Origin of the sequence: Jejubacter calystegiae, from assembly GCF_005671395.1 — a bacterium.
Taxonomy (GTDB): domain Bacteria; phylum Pseudomonadota; class Gammaproteobacteria; order Enterobacterales; family Enterobacteriaceae; genus Jejubacter; species Jejubacter calystegiae.
In genome coordinates this window covers 2,059,017-2,084,664 of the sequence record NZ_CP040428.1, presented here as the reverse complement: position 1 = coordinate 2,084,664, position 25,648 = coordinate 2,059,017, and the positions used below count along the sequence as shown (strand labels likewise).

Below are 25,648 nucleotides of genomic sequence, written 5' to 3'. Positions count from 1 at the left end.
TACCTCTTATGCCAGACGCGGGTTGACTTTATCTGCATCGATGTCGAATTTCTTGATGGCTTCAGCCACCACTTTCGCATCGATCTCACCACGTTTAGCCAGTTCGCCCAGAGCCGCTACCACCACGTAGGAGGCATCAACCTCGAAGTGGTGACGCAGGTTCTCACGGCTGTCGGAGCGGCCGAACCCGTCGGTACCCAGCACGCGATAGTCATCGGCCGGTACGTAGGTACGAACCTGCTCGGCGAACAGTTTCATATAGTCAGTAGAAGCGACTGCCGGAGCATCGTTCATCACCTGAGCGATATACGGCACGCGCGGGGTTTCCAGCGGGTGCAGCATGTTCCAGCGCTCACAGTCCTGACCGTCGCGGGCAAGCTCAGTGAAGGAGGTGACGCTATACACGTCAGAACCCACGCCGTAGTCTTTGGCCAGAATCTGCGCGGCTTCACGCACGTGACGCAGGATGGAGCCAGAGCCCATCAGCTGAACCTTACCTTTGCTACCTTCCAGGGTTTCCAGCTTGTAGATACCCTTACGGATACCCTCTTCGGCACCCTCCGGCATCGCCGGCATGTGGTAGTTTTCGTTCAGCGTAGTGATGTAGTAGTAAACGTTCTCCTGCTGTTCGCCATACATGCGGTGCAGACCATCATGCATGATGATCGCCACTTCGTAGGCGTAAGCCGGATCGTAAGAGATACAGTTCGGGATGGTCAGCGACTGAATGTGGCTGTGGCCATCTTCGTGCTGCAGACCTTCGCCGTTAAGCGTAGTACGACCGGAAGTACCGCCAATCAGGAAGCCGCGAGCCTGCTGATCGCCTGCTGCCCAGCACAGATCGCCGATACGCTGGAACCCGAACATCGAGTAGTAGATGTAGAACGGGATCATCGGCAGGTCGTTGGTGCTGTATGAGGTGGCAGCCGCCAGCCAGGATGCGCCAGCACCCAGCTCGTTAATGCCTTCCTGCAGAATCTGACCTTTCTCGTCTTCTTTGTAGTAAGCCACCTGCTCACGGTCCTGCGGAGTGTACTGCTGGCCGTTCGGGCTGTAGATACCAATCTGACGGAACAGACCTTCCATACCGAAAGTACGCGCTTCATCGGCGATGATCGGCACCAGCCTGTCTTTGATCGACTTGTTCTTCAGCATCACGTTCAGGGCACGCACAAAGGCGATAGTGGTGGAGATCTCTTTGTTCTGCTCTTCCAGCAGCGCAGTGAAATCTTCCAGAGTCGGCAGATCCAGTTTTTCGCTGAAGTGGGTGCTGCGGGTCGGCAGGTAGCCATTCAGCTTCTCACGCTGGGCGCGCAGGTACTTCATCTCCTCGGACTCTTCCGGGAAGGTGACGTACGGCAGTTTTTCGATATCGGCATCGGCCACCGGCACATTGAAACGGTCGCGCACATAGCGAACGCCGTCCATGTTCATTTTCTTCACCTGGTGAGCGATGTTCTTGCCTTCGGCGGTGTCGCCCATGCCGTAGCCCTTGATGGTGTGGGCCAGGATGACGATCGGTTTGCCTTTGGTGTCCTGCGCTTTCTTCAGTGCCGCATAGATTTTCTTCGGATCGTGACCGCCGCGGTTCAGCGCCCAGATTTCATCGTCGGACCAGTCTTTCACCAGTGCGGCGGTTTCCGGATACTTGTTAAAGAAGTGCTCACGCACGTAAGCGCCATCTTTCGATTTAAAGGTCTGATAGTCACCGTCGACGGTTTCGCCCATCAGCTGCATCAACTTACCGCTGGTATCTTTACGCAGCAGCTCGTCCCAGCGTCCGCCCCAGATAACCTTGATCACTTCCCAACCGGCGCCGCCGAAGATGCCTTCCAGTTCGTTGATGATCTTGCCGTTACCGGTGACCGGTCCATCCAGACGCTGCAGGTTACAGTTGATGATGAAGACCAGGTTGTCCAGCTTTTCACGGGTTGCGATGGTGATTGCGCCCTTAGATTCCGGCTCGTCCATCTCGCCGTCGCCCAGGAAGGCGTAAACGGTCTGAGCGGAGGTGTCTTTCAGGCCGCGGTGCTCAAGGTACTTCAGGAATTTCGCCTGATAGATGGCGCCGATCGGACCCAGACCCATAGAGACGGTCGGGAACTGCCAGAATTCCGGCATCAGTTTCGGGTGCGGGTAGGAAGACAGGCCGTTACCGTGAACTTCCTGACGGAAGTTGTTCATCTGTTCTTCGGTCAGGCGACCTTCCAGGAAAGCACGCGCGTAAACGCCCGGGGAGATATGGCCCTGGAAGTAAACCAGGTCGCCGCCGTCTTTTTCATTGCGAGCGCGGAAGAAGTGGTTAAAGCACACTTCATAAACGGTGGCAGAGGACTGATAGGATGCCATGTGGCCACCCAGCTCCAGATCTTTCTTGGAGGCACGCAGCACGGTCATGATAGCGTTCCAGCGAATCGCAGAACGGATGCGACGTTCCAGGTCCAGGTTACCCGGATATTCCGGTTCATCATCAACATTAATGCTGTTGATATAACCTGTAGACCCAGCGCCTGCGGCAACGCTAACGCCGCCTTTACGGGCTTCGTTCAGCAGGTTGTCAATCAGGAACTGGGCGCGCTCAACGCCTTCTTCACGGATGACCGATTCGATCGCCTGTAGCCAGTCGCGAGTTTCGATCGGATCCACGTCATTCTGTAAACGTTCTGACATGGGGTATTCCTTATCTATCTAATACGTTGATTATGCTGGAACCTGTCCCATTGCACTCTGACTTACCAAAGCACAATAAGACAGGTTCTGCGTTTAGTTGCCGCGCTCTAAAAATGGGCGCTTTTTTGAGCTTACAGCGAGCCCCCTGTTCCTGCGCCCGACGACCGCCGAAGCACGGGCCACGGCCCTCGCACAAACTCTAATCCTTACGTTGCTGCAGGCGGCGCATTGAGCGTTCGCGTCGGCTTTGCTCACGGCTGCGATCCAGCAAGATTTCCTCAATAAAGGAGAGGTGGCGGTGCGAGGCTTCACGCGCCTGCTCCGGCTCCCCCGCCATAATCGCCTCGAAAATTCGGGCGCGATGGCTGCTCACGAGAGGCAGCATCTCGCGCCTCGCATAGAGCAATTCAAAATTCTGTCGAACATTCTGCGCCAGCATCGGCTCCATGCAGCGTAGCAAATGAAGCAGTACTACGTTGTGTGCCGCTTCCGTCACGGCGATTTGATATTTAACGACGGCGCTGGATTCAACATCCAGATCCCCGGCCTTCTGGGCTCGTTCGATCTCTTCGTGGCAGACGCGAATGCGTGCCCGATCCTCTTCGTTGGCGCGCAGTGCCGCGTAGTAAGCCGCAATGCCTTCCAGCGCGTGACGGGTCTCCAGGAGATCAAACTGAGATTCGGGATGGTCGGTCAGCAACTCCACCAGCGGATCGCTGAAGCTCTGCCACAGACTACTTTGTACAAAGGTACCGCCGCCCTGGCGGCGCAGCAGCAGCCCTTTTGCCTCAAGGCGCTGAATAGCCTCGCGCAGTGAAGGGCGGGAAACGTCAAACTGGCGAGCCAGCTCACGCTCAGGAGGAAGTTTTTCACCGGGGCGCAACGTCCCCTCAAGAATCAGAAACTCCAGCTGCTGCTCAATCACATCTGATAATTTTGGTTGGCGGATTTTGCTGTAGGCCATAGTTCCCTATTCTTTGCCATAACCGCGGAGTCAATTGGTCATACCAATTTCATGTTCGTGACGCTAAAGTAACAAAGTATTCACCTTCTGTCTATCCTGGTTTGATTGAAATCAGGAAAGCCGACACTTTTTAACAAGATTACAGATTATGCATTTCACCCCCATAACCACATAAAAATAACGGCATTACGAATAACCTGACAAATCTTAACAATAAAGACGCAAAACCAGGGCAATCTGAACCGATTCAACAAAGAAAAATACGAATAATTATTCATTAAAAACGCTTTAACACCTGGCGAGCATTCTGGAACATAGCTCACCTGATAGCGTCAAACGCTCTCTTTTTAGACACACCGCCGCTCCCCACTCAGAAACCAGGTGCATTTGGCGCCGCTTATCACTATTCTTTGCCGAACGGAACCGGAAGCCGATAAATAACGAAACCGGATCCGTAAACAAATGAATACAGCCTACAAAAAGCAGGGTTACATTAACGCTGAAAATCGGCGTTTTACCACATACGAGGTTTCATAATGGAAGGTCAACAGCACGGCGACTCGCTTAAGCGCGGCCTGAAAAATCGCCATATTCAGCTTATCGCGCTGGGCGGTGCCATCGGTACCGGTCTGTTCCTGGGGATAGCTGACACCATCAAAATGGCCGGCCCGTCGGTTATCCTGGGCTATGCGATCGGCGGCTTCATCGCTTTCCTGATTATGCGTCAGTTAGGGGAAATGGTGGTGGAAGAGCCGGTCGCTGGTTCATTCAGCCACTTCGCCTATAAATACTGGGGCGATTTCGCCGGTTTCGCCTCTGGCTGGAACTACTGGGTGCTCTACGTGCTGGTCGCGATGGCGGAGCTCACCGCCGTGGGCAAATACATCCAGTACTGGTGGCCAGAGATCCCCACCTGGATATCGGCGCTGGGCTTCTTTGTGGTGATTAACCTCATCAACCTGTCTAACGTCAAAATCTACGGCGAGATGGAATTCTGGTTCGCCATTATCAAAGTGGTGGCGATTATCGGCATGATCGCCTTCGGCGCATACCTGCTGTTGAGCGGTAACGGCGGCCCCCAGGCCAGCGTAACCAATCTCTGGAACGAAGGCGGCTTCTTCCCCTATGGCATTACCGGACTGGTGATGGCGATGGCGGTGATTATGTTCTCATTCGGCGGACTTGAGCTGGTAGGGATCACCGCCGCCGAAGCGGATAACCCGGAGAAAACCATTCCCCAGGCGACCAACCAGGTTATCTGGCGCGTACTGATTTTCTATATTGGCTCCCTGACCGTTCTGCTCTCCCTGTATCCCTGGGGCAAAGTGGTGGAAGGTAGCAGCCCGTTCGTGATGATCTTCCATGACCTGAACAGCAACCTGATCGCCAACGTCCTGAACGTGGTGGTACTGACGGCGGCCCTGTCGGTGTACAACAGTTGCGTTTACTGCAACAGCCGTATGCTATTCGGTCTGGCAAAACAGGGGAACGGCCCCAAATCGCTGCTGAAAGTGGATCGCCGCGGCGTGCCCTATATCGCTCTGGGCGTTTCCGCAGCGGCCACCGCGCTCTGCGTGCTGATCAACTATCTGATGCCAGGCAAAGCCTTCGGCTTCCTGATGACCCTGGTGGTGGCCGCGCTGGTCATCAACTGGGCAATGATCAGTATCTCGCACCTTAAGTTCCGCTGCAGCAAGGCGCAACAGGGCGTTGAGACCCGCTTTAAGGCCATGTGGTACCCCTTCGGCAACTGGCTGTGCCTGGTCTTCCTGGCAGGAATCCTGGTGATTATGAGTATCCACGCCGGTATGCGCGAGTCGGTCATCATGATCCCCTTCTGGCTGGTATTCCTCGCTATCGGCTACTTTCTGAAGCAGCGTGGCCAGAAAGCGCTGAAGACACAGTAACCCTCTTTTTCCACGCCCGGCGCCAGAAATGGACCGGGCGCTCTGTTATCTTCTTCACACTTTGTTATTCACAACACGATCGTCCATCTCTGTGACGCTATCCTTCTGCGCACCAGGCACCGTAACAGCCAATAATCCTGTCCATACCCTGTATCGGAGATGCGTAAGATGGAAAGCGGCAAATTATCCGTAAAAGAAAAGATTGGCTATGGAATGGGTGACGCCGGATGCAACATTATTTTCGGCGCCATCATGCTGTTTGTTAACTATTTTTATACTGACGTCTTTGGCCTGGCTCCGGCGCTGGTGGGGGTACTACTGCTCTCAACCCGTATTATCGATGCCATCACCGACCCCATTATGGGCGCAATTGCCGATCGAACCCACAGTCGCTGGGGGCGTTTTCGTCCATGGTTGCTGTGGATGTCTTTGCCGTTTGCCCTATTCAGTATCCTGATGTTCACCACACCGGACTGGGGCTATAACAGCAAGGTTATCTATGCCTTTGTCACCTATTTCCTGCTGTCGATCACCTATACCGCCATCAACATCCCCTACTGCTCGCTGGGCAGTGTCATCACCAGCGATCCCGGCGAGCGAGTCGCCTGCCAGTCCTACCGTTTTATTCTGGTGGGCATCGCCACGCTGATTCTTTCTCTGTCATTGCTGCCGCTGGTGGAGTGGTTCGGCGGCGGCGATAAAGCCAAAGGCTACCAGCTGGCGATGACGGTGCTGGCGCTGTTGGGTATGTGCATGTTCCTGTTCTGCTTTACCACGGTACGCGAACGAATTCGCCCGGCAGTGCCGGCCCGTGACGCCATGAAAGCGGACCTGAAAGACGTCTGGAAAAACGATCAGTGGGTACGCATCCTGCTACTGACGCTGTGCAACGTCTGCCCGGGGTTTATCCGTATGGCGGCCACCATGTACTACGTCACCTGGGTTATGCAACAGAGCACCAGCTTCGCCACCCTGTTTATCAGCCTGGGGGTGGTCGGTATGATGATCGGCAGCGCCCTGGCAAAACCGCTGACCGACCGCTGGTGCAAACTCAAAGTGTTCTTCTGGACCAATATCGCGCTGGCCCTCTTCTCCTGTGGTTTTTATTTCCTGAATCCTCACGCCGTCACGCTTATCATGGTGATGTATTTCCTGCTTAACATCCTGCATCAGATTCCTTCGCCGCTGCACTGGTCACTGATGGCCGACGTGGACGACTACGGCGAGTGGAAGACCGGCAAACGTATTACCGGCATCAGCTTTTCCGGCAACCTGTTCTTCCTTAAGGTAGGGCTGGCCGTCGCGGGTGCCATGGTCGGCTTCCTGCTCTCCTGGTTTGGTTACGACGCCTCTTTGAAACAGCAGAGCGCACCTGCCCTGAACGGCATCGTGCTGCTATTCACCGTAATTCCCGGCATTGGCTACTTTATTACCGCCATCGTGGTACGCATGCTGAAGGTGGATCGCACGCTGATGCAGCGCATCCAGGCCGATCTCGAAAAGCGCCGCGCCAGCTATCAGGAACTGAGCGACTGGCAAGAACAGAAACCCGCAACTGATATCGTAAGGAAAGCGCTATGACTCCTTCTCCCTGGCCCAATCCGCTGATTGAACAGCGCGCCGACCCCTTTATTCTGCGCCACGGCGACGGCTACTATTTTATCGCCTCGGTGCCGGAGTATGACCGGCTGGAGATCCGCTACGCTACCGACATTGAAAAACTACCGGCAGCGCAGCCGGTAGTGGTATGGCGTAAGCCGCAAAGCGGGCCGATGAGCCAGCTTATCTGGGCACCGGAACTGCACCATATTGACGGCCGCTGGTATATCTATTTTGCCGCCGCCGCCACTAAGACGCTGGATGCCTTAAATATGTTCCAGCACCGGATGTTTGCGCTGGAGTGCGCCGATGCCGATCCCCTGACCGGCCACTGGATCGAAAAGGGTCAGGTGGTCACCCCCTGGGATACTTTCGCTCTGGACGCCACCACATTCCATCATCAGGGCAGGCAGTGGTATCTGTGGGCGCAAAAGGCGCCGGATATTCCGGGTAACTCCAATATCTACCTGGCGGAGCTGGAAAATCCATGGACCCTTAAAGGCGACCCCGTCATGCTCAGCAGGCCGGAATTCGAATGGGAGTGCCGCGGTTTTCTGGTTAACGAGGGACCGGCAGTGGTCACCCACGGTAACCGATTGTTCATCAGCTATTCCGCCAGTGCTACCGACGAAAACTACTGTATGGGGCTACTGTGGATAGATATGGAAGCCTGTCCGCTGAATCCGGCCAACTGGCATAAGTCACCGCAGCCAGTCTTTACCACCAATTGGGAAAACCGCCAGTTCGGGCCCGGCCACAACAGCTTTACCACCACACGGGACGGACGAGATGTCCTGGTCTTTCACGCCCGCAATTACACCGAAATTGAAGGCGATCCGCTCTACGATCCGAATCGCCATACCCGGGTACAGCTGTTTGAATGGGATAAACAAGGCATGCCGCAGTTTGGTACGCCGCAGCCAGAGCATGACTGACGCTGTGCAGAGACACAAAAAAACCGCCGTTAAGGCGGTTTTTTTGTGCTGGTCGGGTAAGCGGCCCTTCCGGCAGAGTTTCGTTACCAACAAAATGCAGGCACGACCCCGTAACGGTTATTCTTATCTGCAAATAACTTACTGTCAAGTGATCAAATATCATACAACCCCAACGGTTCTTTCCGCCGCCTTAAGCAAGCGGGCACCGGTTTAAGGAAAGCCTATCCAACGACCGTAAAAACAGGCACGACCCCGTGCTTGCATTCGTTGCGAGATCACCGGTGATGTCAAAGCGAAGCGGTCTGTGCAGGGACCGCGCAATGGAACGATACTTTTGTATTGTGCTCGTTGTCTCTGGTGCGTTGTTATCACCCGGGAATGGGGGATGGAATATCACCAACAACTCGCTCTCAGTGGTAATCAACGTAGCAAGCAAGTAAGCTCGTCACCGCCCCTTATGGGGCGGTGATTCTAACTACACCAGCGTCCCATATATGGTCAGCAGCGCCACCACAACCACAATGGCGAAGCTGCACTTCTTCGCCATAGATACCGCGGCTTTCGGTGTCTGAATCTTATCGGTATGCGGATCCCGCGCCAGCGAGAACTGCGCCAGATTCGTCAATACCTGATACTGCGAGGTGTGGCCATCAGTCAGCGAAGAGAACCACGCCGGCAACGCTTTCTCACCGTGCCCCAGCAGCGCATAGGCCACTCCCGCCAGCCTGACCGGCACCCAGTCCAGCACGTGCAGCACCGCATCAATCCCCGATAGCTGACGCTGATGCGGCGTATGATGGCGGGCCAGCCAGCTCTGCCAGGCACGCAGGAAGGCGTAGCCCACCAGCGTTACCGGCCCCCAGCTGCCGCCGACCACAAACCAGAACAGCGGCGCCAGATAGAAGCGAAAATTAATCCACAGCAGCGCATTTTGCAGCTCGCGCAGGAATTCGGTTTCGTTACAGTCGTGTGGAACGCCGTGGATCAGCGTTAGCTCGCTGGCCATCGCTTCCCGGGCGCTGCTGTCGTCGCGGCTGGCGGCCTGCAAATAAGCGTGATAGTGCAAACGTACCTGCCCTGCGCCGATACAGAGCACGCCCAGCAGGATCCAGAAAACCAGTAGCGGCACGTTGAAGAACAGACCGTACAAGCCGCGCAGGCAGAGCCCCACCACCAGCATCGCCACCACCGTCATCAGCAGCGTATGCCACAGCGAAAAGTGCTTCACCCGACGGAACAGCGCCTCCAGCCGATGATCCAGTTGCCAGTGCTGACCGAGCTTAAACAGACGCTCACAAATGAAAACCAGTAACAGGGTAAACAGCGTCATGGAACCTCCTGCGCCAAAGATGCCGTGAGCGCGCTGCGAAAGCGCTGCCAGTCGAATGCCGGACCGGGATCGGTTTTACGTTCCGGTGCAATATCGCAATGGCCCGTCAAATGTTCAGCTATCTCCGGATAGCGCTGAATCAGCGTGCAAGCCAGCGCCACCAGTTGACGGTACTGAGCGTCGGTATAGGGCTCAGTATCCGTGCCTTCCAGCTCGATACCGATGGAAAAGTCATTGCAGCGTTCACGCCCCTGATAGCAGGAAACACCGGCATGCCAGGCCCGCTTATCGAAAGGCACATACTGTACGATTTCGCCATCACGGCGGATCAAACAGTGCGCCGAGACCCGCAGCCCGGCAATATCGGCAAAATAAGGGTTAGCAGCGGGATCCAGGGTACCGGCAAACAGCGCATCGATCCATGGACCGCCAAACTCTCCGGGCGGCAGACTGATATTGTGCACCACCAACAGCGAGGGAATTTCTCCCTCCGGCCTTTCATCAAAATGAGGGGAATGCGCCCTGCGCGCATCGACCAGCCAGCCCTCTTTCAGCTGCATCCGTCCTTCTCCTTTCTGTGGAACCAGGCTGAGGTTCAGAGTAGCATGTTTCTCTGTCATGCTAATCAGCCATTTCGGAGTTTACTATGCCGACCCGTCGTTATAACCCCGACCGTCGACGTGAAGCACTACTGGAACGTATCAGTCTGGATATTCCTTTACTTGTCTCCCAGGCCCTGCGTGAGGATCTGGGCGGCGAAGTCGACCCTGACCAGGATATTACGGCTCAACTCTTGCCCGCCGACAGCCGCTCGCACGCGGTAGTGATTACCCGGGAAAATGGCGTATTCTGCGGACGCCGCTGGGTGGAAGAGGTGTTTATTCAGTTGGGTGGCGATGTGGAAGTCACCTGGAAAGTCGAGGATGGCGATACCGTTCAGGAAAATCAGCCACTGTTCGAACTGAAAGGGCCTTCCCGGGTTCTGCTGACGGGTGAACGCAGCGCGCTCAACTTTGTGCAGACCCTTTCTGGCGTCGCCAGCGAAGTACGATCCTATGTGGATCTGCTTAACGGCACTCATACCCAGCTGCTTGATACCCGTAAAACCGTTCCTGGCCTGCGTTCCGCCCTGAAATACGCCGTACAGTGCGGCGGCGGCGCCAACCACCGTCTGGGCCTGTCCGACGCGTTTCTGATTAAAGAAAATCACATCATCGCTTCTGGCTCCATTCGCCAGGCGGTTGAAAAAGCGTTCTGGCTGCACCCCGATGTACCCGTAGAGGTGGAAGTGGAATCGCTGGACGAGCTGGATCAGGCGCTAAAAGCCGGTGCCGATATCATTATGCTGGATAACTTCTCGGTAGAAGATATGCGCGAAGCCGTGAGCCGCGCCCATAATAAGGCCCAACTGGAAGTGTCCGGTAACGTCACCAAAGAGACCCTGCGGGAATATGCCCTGACCGGCGTTGATTACATCTCCGTCGGTGCCCTGACCAAACACATTCGTGCGCTCGATCTCTCCATGCGCTTTATCACTCCCTGATAGCAAACGCGCCCGGTTATGCGGGCGCGATTCCTTCCCCCTATGTAACCCGTGTAACGCCGCTAAGTTGTGCTGAAGCACGCTTCCCGTTCCCGTTTTTGCCATTCGCTAACCCCGCCATGACTCCTGCACAGTGAGCCCATTACCCGACTCACCACGGAGCTTCATATGCACAACCAGAAAGGCTTTACCCTGATTGAACTGATGGTCGTTATCGGGATCGTCGCCATTCTTAGCGCAGTCGGCATTCCGGCTTATCAGAACTACCTGCGCAAGGCTGCACTGACCGACATGTTGCAAACCTTCCTTCCCTTTCGTACCGCAGTTGAAATCTGTGCCCTTGAGCGCGGTGGACTATCCCCCTGCAGCGCCGGCACCAATGGGATCCCTGCACCAGCTACCAGCCGTTATGTAGAGAAAATGAGCGTGGCTCAGGGCGTTATCACACTGACCGGTAAAGAGAGCCTGACCGGCCTGACCGTTACCCTCACGCCACTCTGGAATAACGCTGAAGGCATAACGGGATGGAAGCGCGGCTGTAAGGTGGCGCAGGCCAATGCCCTGCAGGGCGCCTGCGAAGAAATTTTCCGCTTTGCGACGGAGTAATCATCATGTCCCCTGACGAGCTCGCCCAACTGTGCCGCCAGCATCAGACCGTACTGCTGGAAATGAACGAAAGCCGAATTCGGGTCGCAGTACCTGACCAGGTCCCTTCCGGACTGCTGGAAACCCTCAACTTCGCAGATAATCGCAGCGTGGAACTGGAGTACTGGAGCCGGGAGCGACTGGAAACATATCAGCACGCCCGGGAGAGCAGCACGCCGTTCAGCACCGTACCAAACAGTGCCGTGGAGCTGGTCAGCCACATGCTGGCCAAAGCGGTAACCCGCCGGGCCTCGGATATTCATATCGAACCGGGCGCAACCCAGGGCCGCATCCGCCTGCGCATCGACGGCGTACTCCATTCGCTAACCACTTTCCCGATAGAGATGGCTGGGGCGTTGGTGACCCGTCTGAAGGTACTCAGCAATCTGGACGTCGCCGAACGGCGCCTGCCCCAGGATGGCCAGTTCACGCTGACGGTAGAAAGCGAAGCGCTGTCATTAAGAATCTCCACCCTGCCCTGCCAGCACGGTGAAAAGGTGGTACTAAGACTGATGCGCAACAACAGCCATCCGCTAACGCCGGATGCGCTGGGTATGACGCCAGACGCCCTGAACTGCTTTCGCCAGGCGTTGCACAGCCCTCAGGGGCTGTTGCTGGTCACCGGCCCTACCGGCAGCGGCAAAACGCTAACGCTCTACAGCGGCCTGAACGAGCTGAATCAACCGGGCGTGAATATCTCAAGCGTAGAGGACCCCGTGGAAATTCCGCTGGAAGGCATAACCCAAACGCAGATTCATCCCCGAGCAGGACTCACCTTTCAGGCAGTACTCAGATCCCTGCTTCGTCAGGATCCGGATGTCATCATGGTCGGGGAAATCCGCGATGGCGAAACCGCAGAGATAGCCATTAAAGCGGCCCAGACCGGTCATCTGGTACTCTCCACGCTGCATACTCACTCGGCGGTTCAAACACTGACTCGCATGGAACAAATGGGCGTGGCCCGCTGGCAGATTGCCTCTGCCCTGCGGCTAATTATCGCCCAGCGCCTGGTGCGCCGCCTCTGTTCCCACTGCCGCATCCGGGGCGACACCGACATCGTGCTGCCGTCACATCTCTGGCCGCGACCGTTACCGGACTGGCAGCCACAGGGTTGTGAGCAGTGTTATGGTGGATTCTATGAACGCCACGCATTGTTTGAACTACTGCCAGTAGACGAAACCCTTCGCCAGGCGATTGCCAATGGCGTCTCGCAGGCAGAGCTTACCCAAATGGCGAACGGCCTGGGGCTGCCGGGCCTCCATGAGTGTGGTTTTCATGCCGTTGAGCAGGGGTTAACCACGGTTCAGGAACTGTGGCGGGTGTTAGGAGTGGCCCCGTGAACGCTATGCGTCTGTGGCGCTGGCAAGCGCTGGATGACGACGGCCAGCTATATTATGGCGTGATGATCGCCCGCCATCGCCGCGAAGCGCTGGCGCATCTGAATGAACGATTGCTCTGCCCCATACAGTTGCGCAGCGTTGCTTCTCCGGGGCGACGCTGCTGGCATCCGCAGCAGAAAATTCACTTTCTACGCCAGCTCGCGGCGCTATTACAGGCAGGGATAGCACTGGAGCAGGGATGTCGGCTGATAGCGCAACTTCATGAACTGGACGGCTGGCGGGCTCTATTGACGCAGATTGCAGAACAATTAGCCGCAGGCAAAACACTCAGCGATATCCTGGCCCACTGGTCCGGACTTTTCCCACCCCTGTTCATCGCGCTATTACGCACCGGTGAACAGACGGGACAACTGGCGGAATGCTGCGAACGCCTGGCCGATCAACAGGCACAACTCTATCAATTACGCCAAAAAACGCTCAGGGCGCTGCGTTATCCGCTATTTACACTGGCGGTCGCATTGCTGGTATGCGCAGGCCTGGTGGGATTCGTACTGCCGGAATTTGCCGCCATCTACCAGAGCTTCTCTGCCCCGCTTCCGGCTCTGACGCAGGGAGTCATTAACCTCTCGGCATGGCTGGTCCGGTATGGTCCGATACTGGTCGTCGCCATCGCCGCCCTTTTACTGTGCTGGCGATGGCTACGCCGCTATGAACGCTGGCAGGACAAAGAGCAGCGTATGCTGATGCGCCTGCCGCTGATTGCGCCACTGCTTCGTGGGCAGCGCCTGAGCCAGATCCATACCACGCTGGCATTAACCCAACGTTCTGGTCTCCCTCTGATGCAGGGGCTGGAGGCCGCCGGGTTAGCGCTCACCTCGCACTGGTGGCAGTCGCAGCTACAGCGTGTTCGCCAGCGTGTGACCGACGGTTCTCCCTTTTCTCAGGCGCTGGCGCAGGAACCAATTTTCACGCCGCTATGCGTGCAGCTTGTCCGCACCGGCGAGGAGAGCGGAACCCTGGACCTGATGCTGGAAAAGCTGGCGCAGTGGCATACCGAAAAAACGCGCGAACTGGCCGAAGGGTTGAGCAGTGCCCTGGAGCCCATTGTGATGGTTATTATGGGGGTACTGATCGGTACTCTGGTGATCGCCATGTACCTGCCGGTCTTTCGGCTGGGGGAGGCATTTGGAATGGGGTAATCGTCAGAAAAATAAATAAGGAAAATCAATTCATTGATTTTCGGCTGATAACCACGAAGAGGGAAAAACCACGTTTTTTTCCTCTTTGTCATCGACCTGAAAGGGCGCCTGAAGGCACCCTTTACACAGATTACAGACTGTTAAAGATCCGGTTTTCCTGTTCCTGAACCCGGATAAAAGTCGTGCGCTTGGTCAGCTCTTTCAGACGTTCAGCCCCTACATAGGTGCAGGCAGAACGCAGACCGCCAAGAATATCGCGGGCCGTATTTTCCACCGGGCCACGTAGCGGCAGCTTCACGGTTTTCCCTTCCGCCGCGCGGTATTGCGCCACGCCGCCGACGTGGCGGTTCATGGCCGAGGCGGAGCTCATGCCGTAGAACAGCATAAATTTCTCGCCGTTCTCTTCAACAATACTGCCGCCGCTCTCTTCGTGACCGGCCAGCATGCCGCCCAGCATCACAAAGTCAGCGCCGCCGCCAAAGGCTTTGGCCACATCGCCCGGCATGGTGCAACCGCCATCACTGACGATCTGGCCACCCAGGCCATGCGCGGCATCCGCACATTCAATCACGGCGGAAAGCTGCGGATAGCCCACCCCCGTTTTAACCCGGGTGGTACACACCGAACCAGGACCGATGCCGACCTTCACAATGTCGGCGCCGGAGAGAATCAGCTCCTCACACATTTCACCGGTGACCACGTTACCGGCACAGATCACTTTATCCGGCCAGGCTGCACGCGCTTTGCTGACGAAATGAACGAAATGCTCAGAGTATCCGTTAGCCACATCGATACAGATGAAATTCAGTGCCGGGGAAAGCGCCAGAATATCTTTGGTTTTCTGGAAATCGGTATCTGAAGTTCCGGTAGAGACCATCACGTGCTTCAGCACATCGGCGGAGGCCGAATCGACAAACTGGCTCCATGCCGCAACATCATAGTGCTTGTGCACTGCGGTCAGAATATCAAATTTGGCAAGCTGACGTGCCATTTCGAAGGTGCCGACGGTATCCATGTTGGCGGCAATAATGGGTACGCCAGACCACTTAATACCCGCATGCTTAAAGGTGAACTCGCGCTCCAGCTCGACTTCGGAGCGGCTTTTCAGGGTAGAACGTTTAGGGCGGATAAGAACGTCTTTAAAACCTAATTTCAGATCTTCTTCAATACGCATGAGCGGATTTTCCTGGGTTAATGGTGATGTTCGCTGTGATGACTTCGGCGGTACAACGACCTGGTCCAGTGACGCTATCATACGCACTAATAATGACGCCGCAAGACTGCGAAATTCTCCTTTTTTACGCTACAATCCCGGAAATTTACCTTAAAAACGGTCAGGTGCACGTATTCCTGTACCCTCCTGTCATCATCGGCAGGAAAAATTTCATCTATCCTTTTGATAATGCGTAACTTCCAGGTATCACCTTTATGAGCTATATCGTCGCCTTAACGGGGGGAATCGGCAGCGGAAAAAGTACCGTCGCCGATGCCTTTGCCGCACTGGGAATTGTCATTGTCGATGCCGACATGATCGCTCGCGAGGTTGTGGAACCCGGCGAACCGGCTCTGAGAGACATCCAGGCACATTTTGGCCCCGATGTTATAACTGCGGATGGCGCGCTCAATCGCCGAAAACTGCGTGAAATCGTCTTTGCCGAGCCGCAGGAAAAAGCCTGGCTGAATGCACTGTTACATCCGCTGATACAAAACCGTACCCGCGAAGCCATTGCCAGGGCTGGCTCCCCCTATGTACTCTGGGTGGTGCCGCTGCTGGTGGAAAATCAGCTTCAGAGCCGGGCCGATCGGGTTCTGGTCGTCGATGTTGCGCCAGAAACACAAATAGCCCGAACCATGAAGCGTGACGGCGTTACCCGCCATCACGCGCAACAGATTCTTGCCGCCCAGGCATCCCGGGAAACCCGGCTCTCTGTGGCGGATGACGTAATAAATAATGACGGCGACCCGCAGAACGCGGTTGCGGAAGTCACCCGCCTGCATCAACACTATCTGGCTCTGGCCAGGCAGGCAGCAGCACAGGAAAATGATTGATGCTCTCTCAACTCCTTTTTGAACACCCACTGAATGAAAAAATGCGTACCTGGCTGCGTATGGAGTTTCTGCTCAAGCAGATGGATGCCCTGCTGCCGGTTCAGGATCACGCCAGTGCGCTCCATCTGTTCCGTAACCTTGGCGATCTACTGGACGTTCTGGAGCGTGGTGAAGTGCGCACGGATATTCTTAAGGAGCTGGAACGCCAGCAGCGTAAATTGCAGGAGTGGGCAGCGGTTCCCGGCGTCGATCCCCAACGCATTAACGAGCTGCGTGCGCAATTACAGACCCTGGGCAGCACGCTGATGTCCGCCCCTCGCCCCGGTCAGGCGCTGCGGGAAGATCGCCTGATAGCGCTGGTACGCCAGCGCCTGAGTATCCCCGGTGGCTGCTGTAGCTTCGACCTGCCGACGCTGCATGTCTGGCTGGCTCAGCCTCAGGAGATGCGTGATACGTTGGTAAATGGCTGGCTTGCCTCACTGACGCCGCTGCGTCAGCCGCTGGATATGGCGCTGGAGCTCACCCGCAACGGCACACCGCTGCGCAAGCAGACCAGCCTGAACGGCTTTTATCAGGATAACGGCGAAGATGCGAATCTGCTACGGCTGCAGCTTGCTGCCGACAGCGGTCTGTATCCGCAGATTTCCGGTCACAAGAGCCGCTTCGCCATTCGCTTTGTGCCGCTGGACAGCGAGCGCGGAACAGTACCAGACCGTCTCGACTTCGAGTTGGCCTGCTGTTAAGAAGGAGATATAACGATGTCTGATACCACCGTAAACTGCCCCACCTGCGGCAAATCGGTTATCTGGGGCGAACAGAGTCCGTTTCGCCCCTTTTGCAGCAAGCGCTGTCAGCTGATCGACCTGGGCGAGTGGGCTGCGGAAGAAAAGCGAATTCCCAGCCAGGGCGATCTCACCGACAGCGATGACTGGAGCGAAAACGAACGCTTCGAATAGCGCCTGAAGCCCGCTTTACTCCGCCAGTAGCTGTTCAATAACCTGGACATTGGCTGGCGGAAAGGCGTCAATTTTCAGGGCATGCTGCGGGATCCATTCTCCAGGCTGCCCCTCCTTTCCCCAGGGTTCTCCCTGCCACGCATCCACCAGATAGAACCACAGCGTCACATGGCGATCGGGAAAGCTGTGCTCCAGTTTGCGGTAGAGCGCGTAGCGGCTGGCCTCAATGCCCACCTCTTCACTCAGTTCACGGACCAGCGCCTGTTCCGGGCTCTCTCCCTGTTCAATCTTACCGCCAGGAAACTCCCACTTATCACCCATATGGGCATCGGAGGCCCGACGGGTAATAAAAATCTGCCGCTCGGTATTGCGGATGATGCCGACGGCGATATTCAGCTGTTTCATCAATTTTTCCTGTAAAAAAGGGCGCAGCAAGCTGCGCCCTGAAACTGATGGCAAACCTGGGCCGAACAGGTTCGGCCAGAATCACCAGAAAAATAAACACGGAAAATCAATTCATTGATTTTCGGCTGATAACCACAAAGAGGGAAAAACCACGTTTTTTCCCTCTTTGTCATCAACCTGAGGACGCAGCAAGCTGCGCCCATCGTATCCTTTCCCTTCGGCTAAGGGAGAATTAGCTTAAGCGGCCATGGCACTGCTTATATTTCTTTCCGGAACCGCACGGGCAGGGATCGTTACGCCCGACTTTACGCTCCCCGGTCTGGGATGCGATAGCCTCGGCAGCGGCCTGCTGGTCGTCCTGATGGCTAAGCTGCTGCATCTGCGCCAGGCGCTCGGCCTCTTCGCGACGCTGCTGCTCCATCTCTTCCACCTCTTCCGGCATCCGTACCTGAACCTTGCTCAGGGTGCTGATAACTTCATACTTCAGAGATTCCAGCATTGCTGCGAACATGGAGAAGGATTCACGCTTGTACTCCTGCTTGGGATCTTTCTGCGCGTAACCACGCAGATGGATGCCCTGGCGCAGATAGTCCATGGCGGCAAGGTGCTCTTTCCACAGGGAATCGAGCGTTTGCAGCATCACGCCTTTCTCGAAGTGGCGCATCATCTCTTCGCCTACCACCTCTTCTTTCGCCTTATAGCTATCGATGGCGTTCTGCAGAATGCGCTCGCGCAGGGTCTCTTCGTGCAGCTCCGGCTCTTTATCCAGCCACTCGGCGATCGGCATATCCAGATCGAAGTCGTTTTTCAGACGTTCCTGCAGACCGGTCACGTCCCACATCTCTTCCAGCGACTGAGGCGGAATATGCGCGTCAATGGTCGCTTTAAAGACGTCTTCGCGAATGCTGCCGATGGTTTCGCTGATATCGGCCACGTCCAGCAGTTCGTTACGCTGGGTGTAAATCGCGCGACGCTGATCGTTAGCCACATCGTCATATTCCAGCAGTTGCTTACGGATATCGAAGTTGCGGCTTTCCACCTTACGCTGGGCGTTAGCAATAGCCTTGGTGACCCACGGGTGCTCGATGGCCTCGCCCGGCTTCATGCCCAGTTTTCGCATCATGCCAGAGACGCGATCGGACGCAAAAATACGCATCAGGGCATCTTCCATGGACAGGTAGAAACGGGAAGAACCCGCATCCCCCTGACGACCGGAACGCCCGCGCAGCTGGTTATCGATACGGCGCGATTCGTGGCGCTCGGTACCAATAATATGCAGACCACCTGATGCCAGCACCGCTTCGTGGCGCTTCTGCCACTCGGCCTTAATAGCTTCAATCTGGGCTTCATCCGGGTTTTCCAGCTGCGCCACTTCGCTCTGCCAGCTACCACCCAGCACGATATCGGTACCACGGCCCGCCATGTTGGTGGCAATGGTGACGGTACCAGGATAGCCGGCCTGAGCGACGATTTCCGCTTCGTGGGCGTGGAATTTCGCATTCAGCACGTTGTGCTTGATACCCGCTTTGGTCAGCTCTCGGGAAACCACTTCCGATTTTTCGATAGAGATAGTCCCCACCAGCACCGGCTGGCCATTGGCGGTACGCTCTTTAATATCTTCGGTAATCGCGACGATCTTGTCAGCTTCACTCATGTAGACCAGATCCGGCAGATCCTTACGAATCATCGGGCGGTTGGTCGGCACCACGATAGTGTCCAGCTTGTAGATAGAGCTGAATTCAAACGCTTCAGTGTCTGCAGTACCGGTCATCCCCGCCAGTTTCTGGTACAAACGGAAATAGTTCTGGAAGGTGATCGACGCCAGGGTCTGGTTCTCGTTCTGAATATCCACCCCTTCTTTCGCTTCCACCGCCTGGTGCAGACCGTCTGACCAGCGACGACCCTGCATGGTACGACCGGTGTGTTCGTCGACGATAATAACTTCGCCATCCTTCACGATGTAGTCCACATCGCGAGTGAACAGCGCATGGGCGCGCAGCGCTGCCGTCACGTGGTGCATCAGCATAATGTTAGTCGGCGAGTAAAGTGACTCGCCCTCTTCCATAATGCCCTCGTTCACCAGCAGCTCTTCTACCAGCACCAGACCGCGCTCAGTCAGGTTCACCTGACGAGATTTTTCATCAACGGAGAAGTGGCCTTCACCCTGGAAAGTGTCGGAGTCCTCTTTTTCCTGACGAATCAGGTTCGGGATGATTTTATCCACACGGCGATAGAGGTCGGAGCTATCTTCCGCCGGGCCGGAAATAATAAGCGGAGTACGGGCTTCGTCGATCAGAATGGAGTCAACTTCGTCCACCAGCGCGTAGTGAAGCTTGCGCTGAACGCGCTCTTCCGGGCTGAACGCCATGTTGTCACGCAGGTAGTCAAAACCGTATTCGTTGTTGGTGCCGTAGGTGATATCGGCAGCATAGGCCTCACGCTTGGCCGGCGCCGGCATTCCCGGCAGGTTGATGCCGACGGAAAGCCCCAGGAATTCGAACAGCGGGCGGTTGTTTTCGGCGTCACGCTGGGCCAGATAGTCGTTGACGGTCACCACGTGCACGCCTTTGCCGGTCAGGGCATTCAGGTAGGCGGGCAGCGTCGCGGTCAGAGTTTTACCTTCACCGGTACGCATCTCCGCGATGCAGCGTTCGTTCAGCACCATACCGCCCAGCATCTGGACATCAAAGTGACGCATGCCGAATACCCGCTTACTGGCTTCGCGGACCACCGCAAAGGCTTCCGGTAGCAGAGATTCCAGGGACTCATCCTTTTCCAGGCGCGCGCGGAATTCCGCCGTCTTGCCTTTCAGCTCTTCGTCGGAGAGTTTTTCCAGCTCCGGCTCAAGGCTGTTAATCTTCGCCACCTGCTTGCGCATGCGGCGCAGGGTACGATCGTTGCGACTACCAAATACTTTCGTTAATAACTTAATTAGCATGATAATAAAATCTCAGACGCCTCATTACGGCGGGGTAATAGAATGAAAAAAAACAGATAACCCGATTAAACGAGGCGCTGAGGTCCGGCGCGAATACCGCGAACCTGGCTCAGCCAGTTTTTCACGCTAAAGCGATGCGCGGGAGGAAAGGCGGACAGTCGCGTGCTGCGGACAGCCGGAGGTTTGCCCTGTAGGGTAAGCAACGCGCTTAACGTATCCAGTAGCGCGAATTGCTGTGCCTTCAGGGGAAGCGGTGCCTCTGTCGTCGGCAGCGCCTGAGGCGCCATCGCGAAAGAGAGATGGCGAATAACCGTACGAAGGGCGTGCTGATGCCAGTAGTCGACGCTGAAAGAGGTGCGGCGATTAGCATCCTGTAGCAAAACCAGACTGGAAAAATCCAGCGTCGGACGACGTTCCGGATTACTGGCTGCGGCTTCTGCCTGAGGTCCTGTACCTGCGTCATTGTTCGGCGCGGGCAGGCCAAGACTGGCCGCGACCATCCCCAAAAGGAGATGCGGCCAGAAATATCGCCTGCCGAATTGTCGCCATCGAACAAGGATGCCAATCACTCAAGTCACCAGAAGTTTAATAGACAGATGGGCGCAGCCCGCATTTCAGAACGTGAAAATTTGTGCCAGATAGTACCATCAATCCCGCCTGGCGGCATCTGTAATCATCGGGTGCCCGACGCGGATCGCGTAATAAAAAAGCAGTTGCGTCGTCAGCCAAAGAAAATAGCGTTGAGAGGAAATGGGGAGACAGGCAAGACAAAAACGACTGGTTCCCCTGGCCGGAGAGAGTGCCAGGTAAACCAGCCGTCTTTTTAAGTCAGGCGCGTTGTGTTACGCCAGGACCAGCGACGGTGCTTTGAATGCTACCGGAAGTTCGGCTTCGTCCTCGAAGGTCACATACTCCCAGGCTTCCTGTTTTGCCAGAACGGCCTGCAGAAGTTTGTTATTCAGTGCATGCCCAGACTTATACGCAGTGAACGCACCAATAATGTTGTGACCGCACATGAACAGATCGCCAATGGCATCCAGCATTTTATGACGCACGAATTCGTCTTCAAAACGCAGGCCATCTTCATTCAGCACGCGGTAATCGTCGACGACGATAGCGCAATCAAAGCTGCCGCCCAGGCACAGGCCGCGGGACTGCAGATATTCGATATCGCGCATAAAGCCGAAGGTACGCGCGCGGCTGATCTGCCGCGTAAAGGCGTCGGCCGAGAAATCCATGCGGTAACGCTGGTTGCTGGAATCAATCGCCGGATGGTTAAAGTCGATGGTAAAGTCCAGCGAAAAACCATTGTACGGTTTGAATTCAGCCCATTTGTCACCATCCTCAACCCGGACGGTCTCTTTAATGCGGACGAATTTCTTAGCCACATTCAGTTCATCAATGCCAGCATCCAGCAGCAGATAAACAAAGGGCGCGGCGCTGCCATCCATAATCGGAATTTCCGGCGCATTGACTTCAACAATAATGTTGTCAATGCCCAGACCGGCCAGAGCGGCATTCAGGTGCTCGACGGTGGAAATCCGCACGTCATGCTCGTTCACCAGGCAAGTGCAGAGCATGGTATCCCGCACGGATTTGGCATCTGCCGGAAAATCAACCGGTGGATTCAAGTCTGTGCGACGATAGATGACCCCGGTATTGGCCGGCGCAGGGCGCAACGTCAGCGTGACTTTCTTGCCGGTATGTAAACCGACACCTGTCGCCTGAACGATACGTTTTAATGTCCGTTGTTTGATCATCGTTTTATCTCGCCAAATTACTCATCCAACCGAAAGTGTACATCACAATCGGTGGGGCATTGTAGCACATCGGGCTATAAAACCCAAACTTCCGGTTAATTCTTAATCCGCCTGCTTACGCAGAAACGCCGGGATATCAAGATAATCCGGTTCTTTTGCCGCCTGACCGCTGTTGTCGTTGACCACTTTAGCGACGGTTTTCTGCTCCTGAGTCAGCGGAGACATACCGTGCTGCTGGTAACGATCCATCACCGGCTGCTGTACCTGCTGCTGCTGTTTGGTCACCAGGGTAATTTCCGGACGCTTGTCCATACCGATACCGGTCGCGACGACGGTAACACGCAGTTCGTCATTCATATCCGGATCCAGTGAGGTACCAATAACCACGGTGGCGTTGTCGGAGGCAAACGCGCGGATGGTGTTACCCACGGTTTCAAACTCATCCAGACGCAGGTCGAAGCCAGCGGTGATGTTGACCAGAACGCCACGCGCGCCGGACAGGTCGATATCTTCCAGCAGCGGGCTGGAGATCGCCATTTCGGCCGCTTCTTCGGCACGGTCTTCGCCATTGGCAACGCCGGAGCCCATCATCGCATAGCCCATTTCGGACATCACGGTACGAACGTCCGCAAAGTCGACGTTCATCAGACCCGGACGGGTAATCAGTTCGGCAATACCCTGCACTGCGCCTTTCAGCACGTCGTTAGCGGCGCCGAAGGCGTCCAGCAGAGAGATGCCGCGGCCCAGTACTTTGAGCAGCTTATCGTTCGGAATAGTGATCAACGAGTCCACGTGCTTGGACAGTTCGGTAATCCCCTGCTCCGCGAAAGCCATACGCTTCTTGCCTTCAAAATTGAACGGCTTGGTCACAACGGCCACGGTCAGGATCCCCAGGTCTTTGGCTACTTCAGCCACGACCGGTGCTGCACCCGTACCGGTACCGCCACCCATGCCCGCTGCGATAAACACCATGTCCGCACCTTCCAGCGCGGCGCGCAGCGCCTCGCGGTCTTCATCGGCCGCGTTGCGTCCCACTTCCGGGTTCGCCCCTGCGCCCAGACCTTTGGTAATGCCGTTACCAATCTGGATGGTCTGCCCTACCGCCGTCTTACGCAATGCCTGAGCATCGGTATTGACTGCGAAGAACTCTACGCCTTCGATGCGCTCGCGCACCATGTGCTCTACGGCGTTGCCGCCGCCGCCACCGACGCCGATGACTTTAATCACCGCGTCGTTGGTTAGTTCCATAGGTTCAAACATAGTTTCTCTCCGTTTTGTGCCTGTCGCCTGAGACCGCTAATTTTCTACGGTCTCTTAAAAAAATTAAAACTCTTTTCTCAGCCAGGTGTTGATTCGCTTAATCCATGAACCGACTGATGCTCGTTTCTCTACTTCCGCCTCACCGCTCAGATGGGACTCTTTCCCGTAATGCAGCAGTCCGACAGCCGTTGAATAGTAAGGCTCCTGGGCATAATCCGTCAGCCCGGTAATATTGAGCGGCTGCCCGATACGCACCTGCGTATGGAAGACACGCTGCGCGCAGGCGGCCAGTCCTTCAATTTGTGCAGCACCGCCGGTCAGAACGATACCCGCCGCCAGATGATGTTTCACACCCTGCTGGCGCAGTTGCTCCTGCAGTTGCAGAATCTCTTCATTCACTAAATTAAGCAGCTCGGTATAACGCGGCTCAATCACTTCAGCCAGCGTCTGCCGCTGCAAGCTACGCGGCGGTCGGCCCCCAACGCTTGGGACCTCCACGCTCTCGTCTTTGCCAACCAGCGAACCCAGCGCACAGCCATGGCGCACTTTAATCGCCTCCGCGTCGCTCGGCGGCGTGCCGAAGGCATATGCGATATCGCTGGTCACCACATTCCCGGCGTAGGGAATAACCTTAGTGTGACGCAGCGCGCCGCCAGTATAGACGGCCATATCCATTGTACCACCGCCGATATCAACGACGCAGACACCCAGCTCACGTTCATCCTCGGTCAGGACCGAATAACTCGCCGCCAGACCCGCGAAAATAAGTTGGTCAACTTTCAGGCCGCAACGTTCCACGGCTTTAACAATGTTTTTCGCCATATCGTTATGGCAGGTAATCAGGTGCACCTTTGCCTGCATCCTGACCCCGGAAAGTCCTACCGGATTCTTAATTCCTTCCTGGTAATCGATAGCATATTCCTGAGGAATAACGTGAAGAACCCGGTGTTCATCGCGTACGCGTACCGATTTTGCGGTGTGGACGACGTTTTCCACGTCCTCCTGAGTCACCTCTTCTTCAGAGATCGGCACCATACCAATCTCGTTCTGGCAGCTGATATGCTTACCCGAAAGCGCCAGATAGACCGAGGAGATCTGGCAATCAGCCATCAGTTCGGCCTGATCGATGGCGCGCTGTACGCACTTCACCACCGATTCCAGATCGTTAACACCGCCTTTATCCATACCCCGCGACGGGCAACTGCCCACGCCAATGATATTCACAATACCGTCGGGCAGAACTTCCCCTACTAAAGCGGCCACCTTCGCAGTGCCAATCTCCAGTCCTACTACCAGTTTTCTGTCCGTCGATTTAATCATCGTTGCTCTGCCTGTGCCTGATTCTGTTGTTGATTAAGTTCCTCGACAGGGGCCGGCGCCCAACCGACCGCTGCGCCTGAGTCATAGCGCAGATCGACGGTGCTGATAATCTTGCCGTCGGTCTGTGCCTGCTGTTGCAGAACCGGGTAGAGTTCCACAAAGCGATTCAGACGTTTCATCGTATCGCCCCGACCCAGATTGAGCTTAATATCGTTATTAAGCGTTAAGACCCAGGAACGACGGGCGGTCATTGCCGCCTCTTTCAACGTAAATCTGGCTTTCGCCAGCACTTCACTCATATCGCGGTAGCCCGTAAGCACCTCTTTTTCGCTACCTTCCGGGCCGAAAAGCTTCGGCAACGTCTGGTTACGGGTGCGGGACGCGGGCACGCTGAAGGAGTTTCCCGCAGCGTCAACCATATGCTGGTCATTCCACCGCGCCATGGGCACATATTCAACCAGATGAATCTTCAATTCGTCCGGCCATTGCTTTCTGACGCTCGCCTGCTTAATCCACGGCAGGCGCTCAATCTGTTGCTGGATGATGTTCACATCCTGCGTCATAAAGGTACCAGGCGCCCCCAGCGACATTATCGACTGGCGAATATCATCGTTGCGCGTGTAGTGGCGCTCCCCGGTGACCACCAGCTTCGACAGCGGCAAACGCTGAGCGTCTTCCATCCATCCGATGACCATCCAGCCGCCAATCACGACCGACATCACCACCGCCAGCAAAAAAATAATGCCCGCCAGGTGCGTACCGTTGTTGCGGCCGGAGGATTTTTCTTCTTCCTCCCGGGGGCGAGTATTCAGAGCAGCCTGAGACATA

At 55.9% G+C, this 25,648-nt stretch carries 22 protein-coding genes; 10 read left to right on the top strand and 12 right to left on the bottom strand.

All coding sequences use genetic code 11. From position 1 onward, the window contains the following. Nucleotides 1-6 precede the first annotated feature (6 nt). Both aceE and pdhR read right to left on the bottom strand, forming a co-directional pair. On the bottom strand, nucleotides 7-2,670 hold the full coding sequence (aceE, locus tag FEM41_RS09630; protein WP_138095769.1) for a pyruvate dehydrogenase (acetyl-transferring), homodimeric type: 2,664 nt from the start codon (nucleotides 2,668-2,670) through the stop codon (nucleotides 7-9). Between the two features lie 199 nt (nucleotides 2,671-2,869). Continuing rightward, complete coding sequence (pdhR, locus tag FEM41_RS09625; RefSeq protein ID WP_138095768.1) at nucleotides 2,870-3,634, bottom strand: pyruvate dehydrogenase complex transcriptional repressor PdhR; 765 nt, start codon at nucleotides 3,632-3,634, stop codon at nucleotides 2,870-2,872. Nucleotides 3,635-4,170: 536 nt separating this feature from the next. Between pdhR and FEM41_RS09620 the strand changes: the two genes are divergently transcribed. From FEM41_RS09620 to FEM41_RS09610, 3 genes are all read left to right on the top strand, one after another. Further along, nucleotides 4,171-5,541, top strand: coding sequence for an amino acid permease (locus tag FEM41_RS09620; protein ID WP_138095767.1), 1,371 nt, complete (start codon nucleotides 4,171-4,173; stop codon nucleotides 5,539-5,541). A 168-nt stretch (nucleotides 5,542-5,709) separates the two neighbouring features. After that, complete coding sequence (locus tag FEM41_RS09615) at nucleotides 5,710-7,122, top strand: glycoside-pentoside-hexuronide (GPH):cation symporter (protein ID WP_138099153.1); 1,413 nt, start codon at nucleotides 5,710-5,712, stop codon at nucleotides 7,120-7,122. Continuing rightward, nucleotides 7,119-8,075, top strand: a complete 957-nt coding sequence (locus FEM41_RS09610; protein WP_138095766.1) for a glycoside hydrolase family 43 protein — start codon at nucleotides 7,119-7,121, stop codon at nucleotides 8,073-8,075. The genes FEM41_RS09615 and FEM41_RS09610 overlap by 4 nt, the downstream gene beginning before the upstream one ends. A 475-nt stretch (nucleotides 8,076-8,550) precedes the next feature. On the opposite strand, the gene ampE is transcribed toward FEM41_RS09610, so the two are convergent. Both ampE and ampD read right to left on the bottom strand, forming a co-directional pair. After that, nucleotides 8,551-9,405: a beta-lactamase regulator AmpE gene (gene ampE, locus FEM41_RS09605; protein WP_138095765.1), complete on the bottom strand. Its 855-nt coding sequence runs from the start codon at nucleotides 9,403-9,405 to the stop codon at nucleotides 8,551-8,553. Then, nucleotides 9,402-9,965 (bottom strand): 1,6-anhydro-N-acetylmuramyl-L-alanine amidase AmpD, encoded by a 564-nt coding sequence (ampD, locus tag FEM41_RS09600; RefSeq protein WP_138095764.1) that lies wholly within the window; start codon nucleotides 9,963-9,965, stop codon nucleotides 9,402-9,404. The genes ampE and ampD overlap by 4 nt, the downstream gene beginning before the upstream one ends. 86 nt (nucleotides 9,966-10,051) lie before the next feature. Between ampD and nadC the strand changes: the two genes are divergently transcribed. The 4 genes from nadC to hofC all read left to right on the top strand — a co-directional run bounded on the left by nadC (nucleotide 10,052) and on the right by hofC (nucleotide 14,132). After that, nucleotides 10,052-10,948: a carboxylating nicotinate-nucleotide diphosphorylase gene (nadC, locus tag FEM41_RS09595; RefSeq protein ID WP_138095763.1), complete on the top strand. Its 897-nt coding sequence runs from the start codon at nucleotides 10,052-10,054 to the stop codon at nucleotides 10,946-10,948. Between the two features lie 168 nt (nucleotides 10,949-11,116). Beyond that, the gene (ppdD, locus tag FEM41_RS09590) at nucleotides 11,117-11,554 is read left to right on the top strand and encodes a prepilin peptidase-dependent pilin (RefSeq protein WP_138095762.1); all 438 of its coding nucleotides are present in this window, start codon (nucleotides 11,117-11,119) and stop codon (nucleotides 11,552-11,554) included. A 5-nt stretch (nucleotides 11,555-11,559) separates the two neighbouring features. Next, the gene (gspE, locus tag FEM41_RS09585) at nucleotides 11,560-12,933 is read left to right on the top strand and encodes a type II secretion system protein GspE (RefSeq protein WP_138095761.1); all 1,374 of its coding nucleotides are present in this window, start codon (nucleotides 11,560-11,562) and stop codon (nucleotides 12,931-12,933) included. 5 nt (nucleotides 12,934-12,938) lie between these two features. Further along, nucleotides 12,939-14,132, top strand: a complete 1,194-nt coding sequence (gene hofC, locus FEM41_RS09580) for a protein transport protein HofC (protein ID WP_138099152.1) — start codon at nucleotides 12,939-12,941, stop codon at nucleotides 14,130-14,132. Between the two features lie 130 nt (nucleotides 14,133-14,262). Here the strand turns inward: hofC and FEM41_RS09575 are convergent, their stop codons facing one another. Continuing rightward, nucleotides 14,263-15,306, bottom strand: coding sequence for a GMP reductase (locus tag FEM41_RS09575; RefSeq protein ID WP_138095760.1), 1,044 nt, complete (start codon nucleotides 15,304-15,306; stop codon nucleotides 14,263-14,265). A 254-nt stretch (nucleotides 15,307-15,560) separates the two neighbouring features. On the opposite strand from FEM41_RS09575, the gene coaE reads away from it, so the two are divergent. The 3 genes from coaE to yacG are packed head-to-tail and all read left to right on the top strand — an operon-like array spanning nucleotide 15,561 to nucleotide 17,137. Continuing rightward, complete coding sequence (gene coaE / locus FEM41_RS09570) at nucleotides 15,561-16,181, top strand: dephospho-CoA kinase (protein WP_138095759.1); 621 nt, start codon at nucleotides 15,561-15,563, stop codon at nucleotides 16,179-16,181. Continuing rightward, entirely contained in the window at nucleotides 16,181-16,924 is a 744-nt protein-coding gene (gene zapD, locus FEM41_RS09565; protein ID WP_138095758.1) for a cell division protein ZapD, read from the top strand. The genes coaE and zapD overlap by 1 nt, the downstream gene beginning before the upstream one ends. A 15-nt stretch (nucleotides 16,925-16,939) precedes the next feature. Beyond that, the gene (gene yacG, locus FEM41_RS09560; RefSeq protein WP_138095757.1) at nucleotides 16,940-17,137 is read left to right on the top strand and encodes a DNA gyrase inhibitor YacG; all 198 of its coding nucleotides are present in this window, start codon (nucleotides 16,940-16,942) and stop codon (nucleotides 17,135-17,137) included. Nucleotides 17,138-17,152: 15 nt separating this feature from the next. Here yacG and mutT read toward each other — a convergent pair whose 3' ends face one another. The 7 genes from mutT to ftsQ form a co-directional block, all read right to left on the bottom strand. Further along, nucleotides 17,153-17,542, bottom strand: coding sequence for an 8-oxo-dGTP diphosphatase MutT (gene mutT, locus FEM41_RS09555; protein WP_138095756.1), 390 nt, complete (start codon nucleotides 17,540-17,542; stop codon nucleotides 17,153-17,155). A 232-nt stretch (nucleotides 17,543-17,774) separates the two neighbouring features. Then, nucleotides 17,775-20,480: a preprotein translocase subunit SecA gene (gene secA, locus FEM41_RS09545; protein ID WP_138095754.1), complete on the bottom strand. Its 2,706-nt coding sequence runs from the start codon at nucleotides 20,478-20,480 to the stop codon at nucleotides 17,775-17,777. A gap of 65 nt (nucleotides 20,481-20,545) precedes the next feature. Then, nucleotides 20,546-21,049 (bottom strand): secA translation cis-regulator SecM, encoded by a 504-nt coding sequence (gene secM / locus FEM41_RS09540; protein ID WP_138095753.1) that lies wholly within the window; start codon nucleotides 21,047-21,049, stop codon nucleotides 20,546-20,548. 273 nt (nucleotides 21,050-21,322) lie between these two features. Further along, nucleotides 21,323-22,240: a UDP-3-O-acyl-N-acetylglucosamine deacetylase gene (gene lpxC / locus FEM41_RS09535; protein WP_138095752.1), complete on the bottom strand. Its 918-nt coding sequence runs from the start codon at nucleotides 22,238-22,240 to the stop codon at nucleotides 21,323-21,325. A 102-nt stretch (nucleotides 22,241-22,342) separates the two neighbouring features. Further along, entirely contained in the window at nucleotides 22,343-23,500 is a 1,158-nt protein-coding gene (ftsZ, locus tag FEM41_RS09530) for a cell division protein FtsZ (protein ID WP_138095751.1), read from the bottom strand. A gap of 63 nt (nucleotides 23,501-23,563) precedes the next feature. Next, nucleotides 23,564-24,820, bottom strand: coding sequence for a cell division protein FtsA (ftsA, locus tag FEM41_RS09525; RefSeq protein ID WP_138095750.1), 1,257 nt, complete (start codon nucleotides 24,818-24,820; stop codon nucleotides 23,564-23,566). Continuing rightward, nucleotides 24,817-25,647, bottom strand: a complete 831-nt coding sequence (gene ftsQ, locus FEM41_RS09520; RefSeq protein ID WP_138095749.1) for a cell division protein FtsQ — start codon at nucleotides 25,645-25,647, stop codon at nucleotides 24,817-24,819. Before ftsQ ends, ftsA begins: the two co-directional genes overlap by 4 nt. Between the last annotated feature and the right edge of the window lies 1 nt (nucleotide 25,648).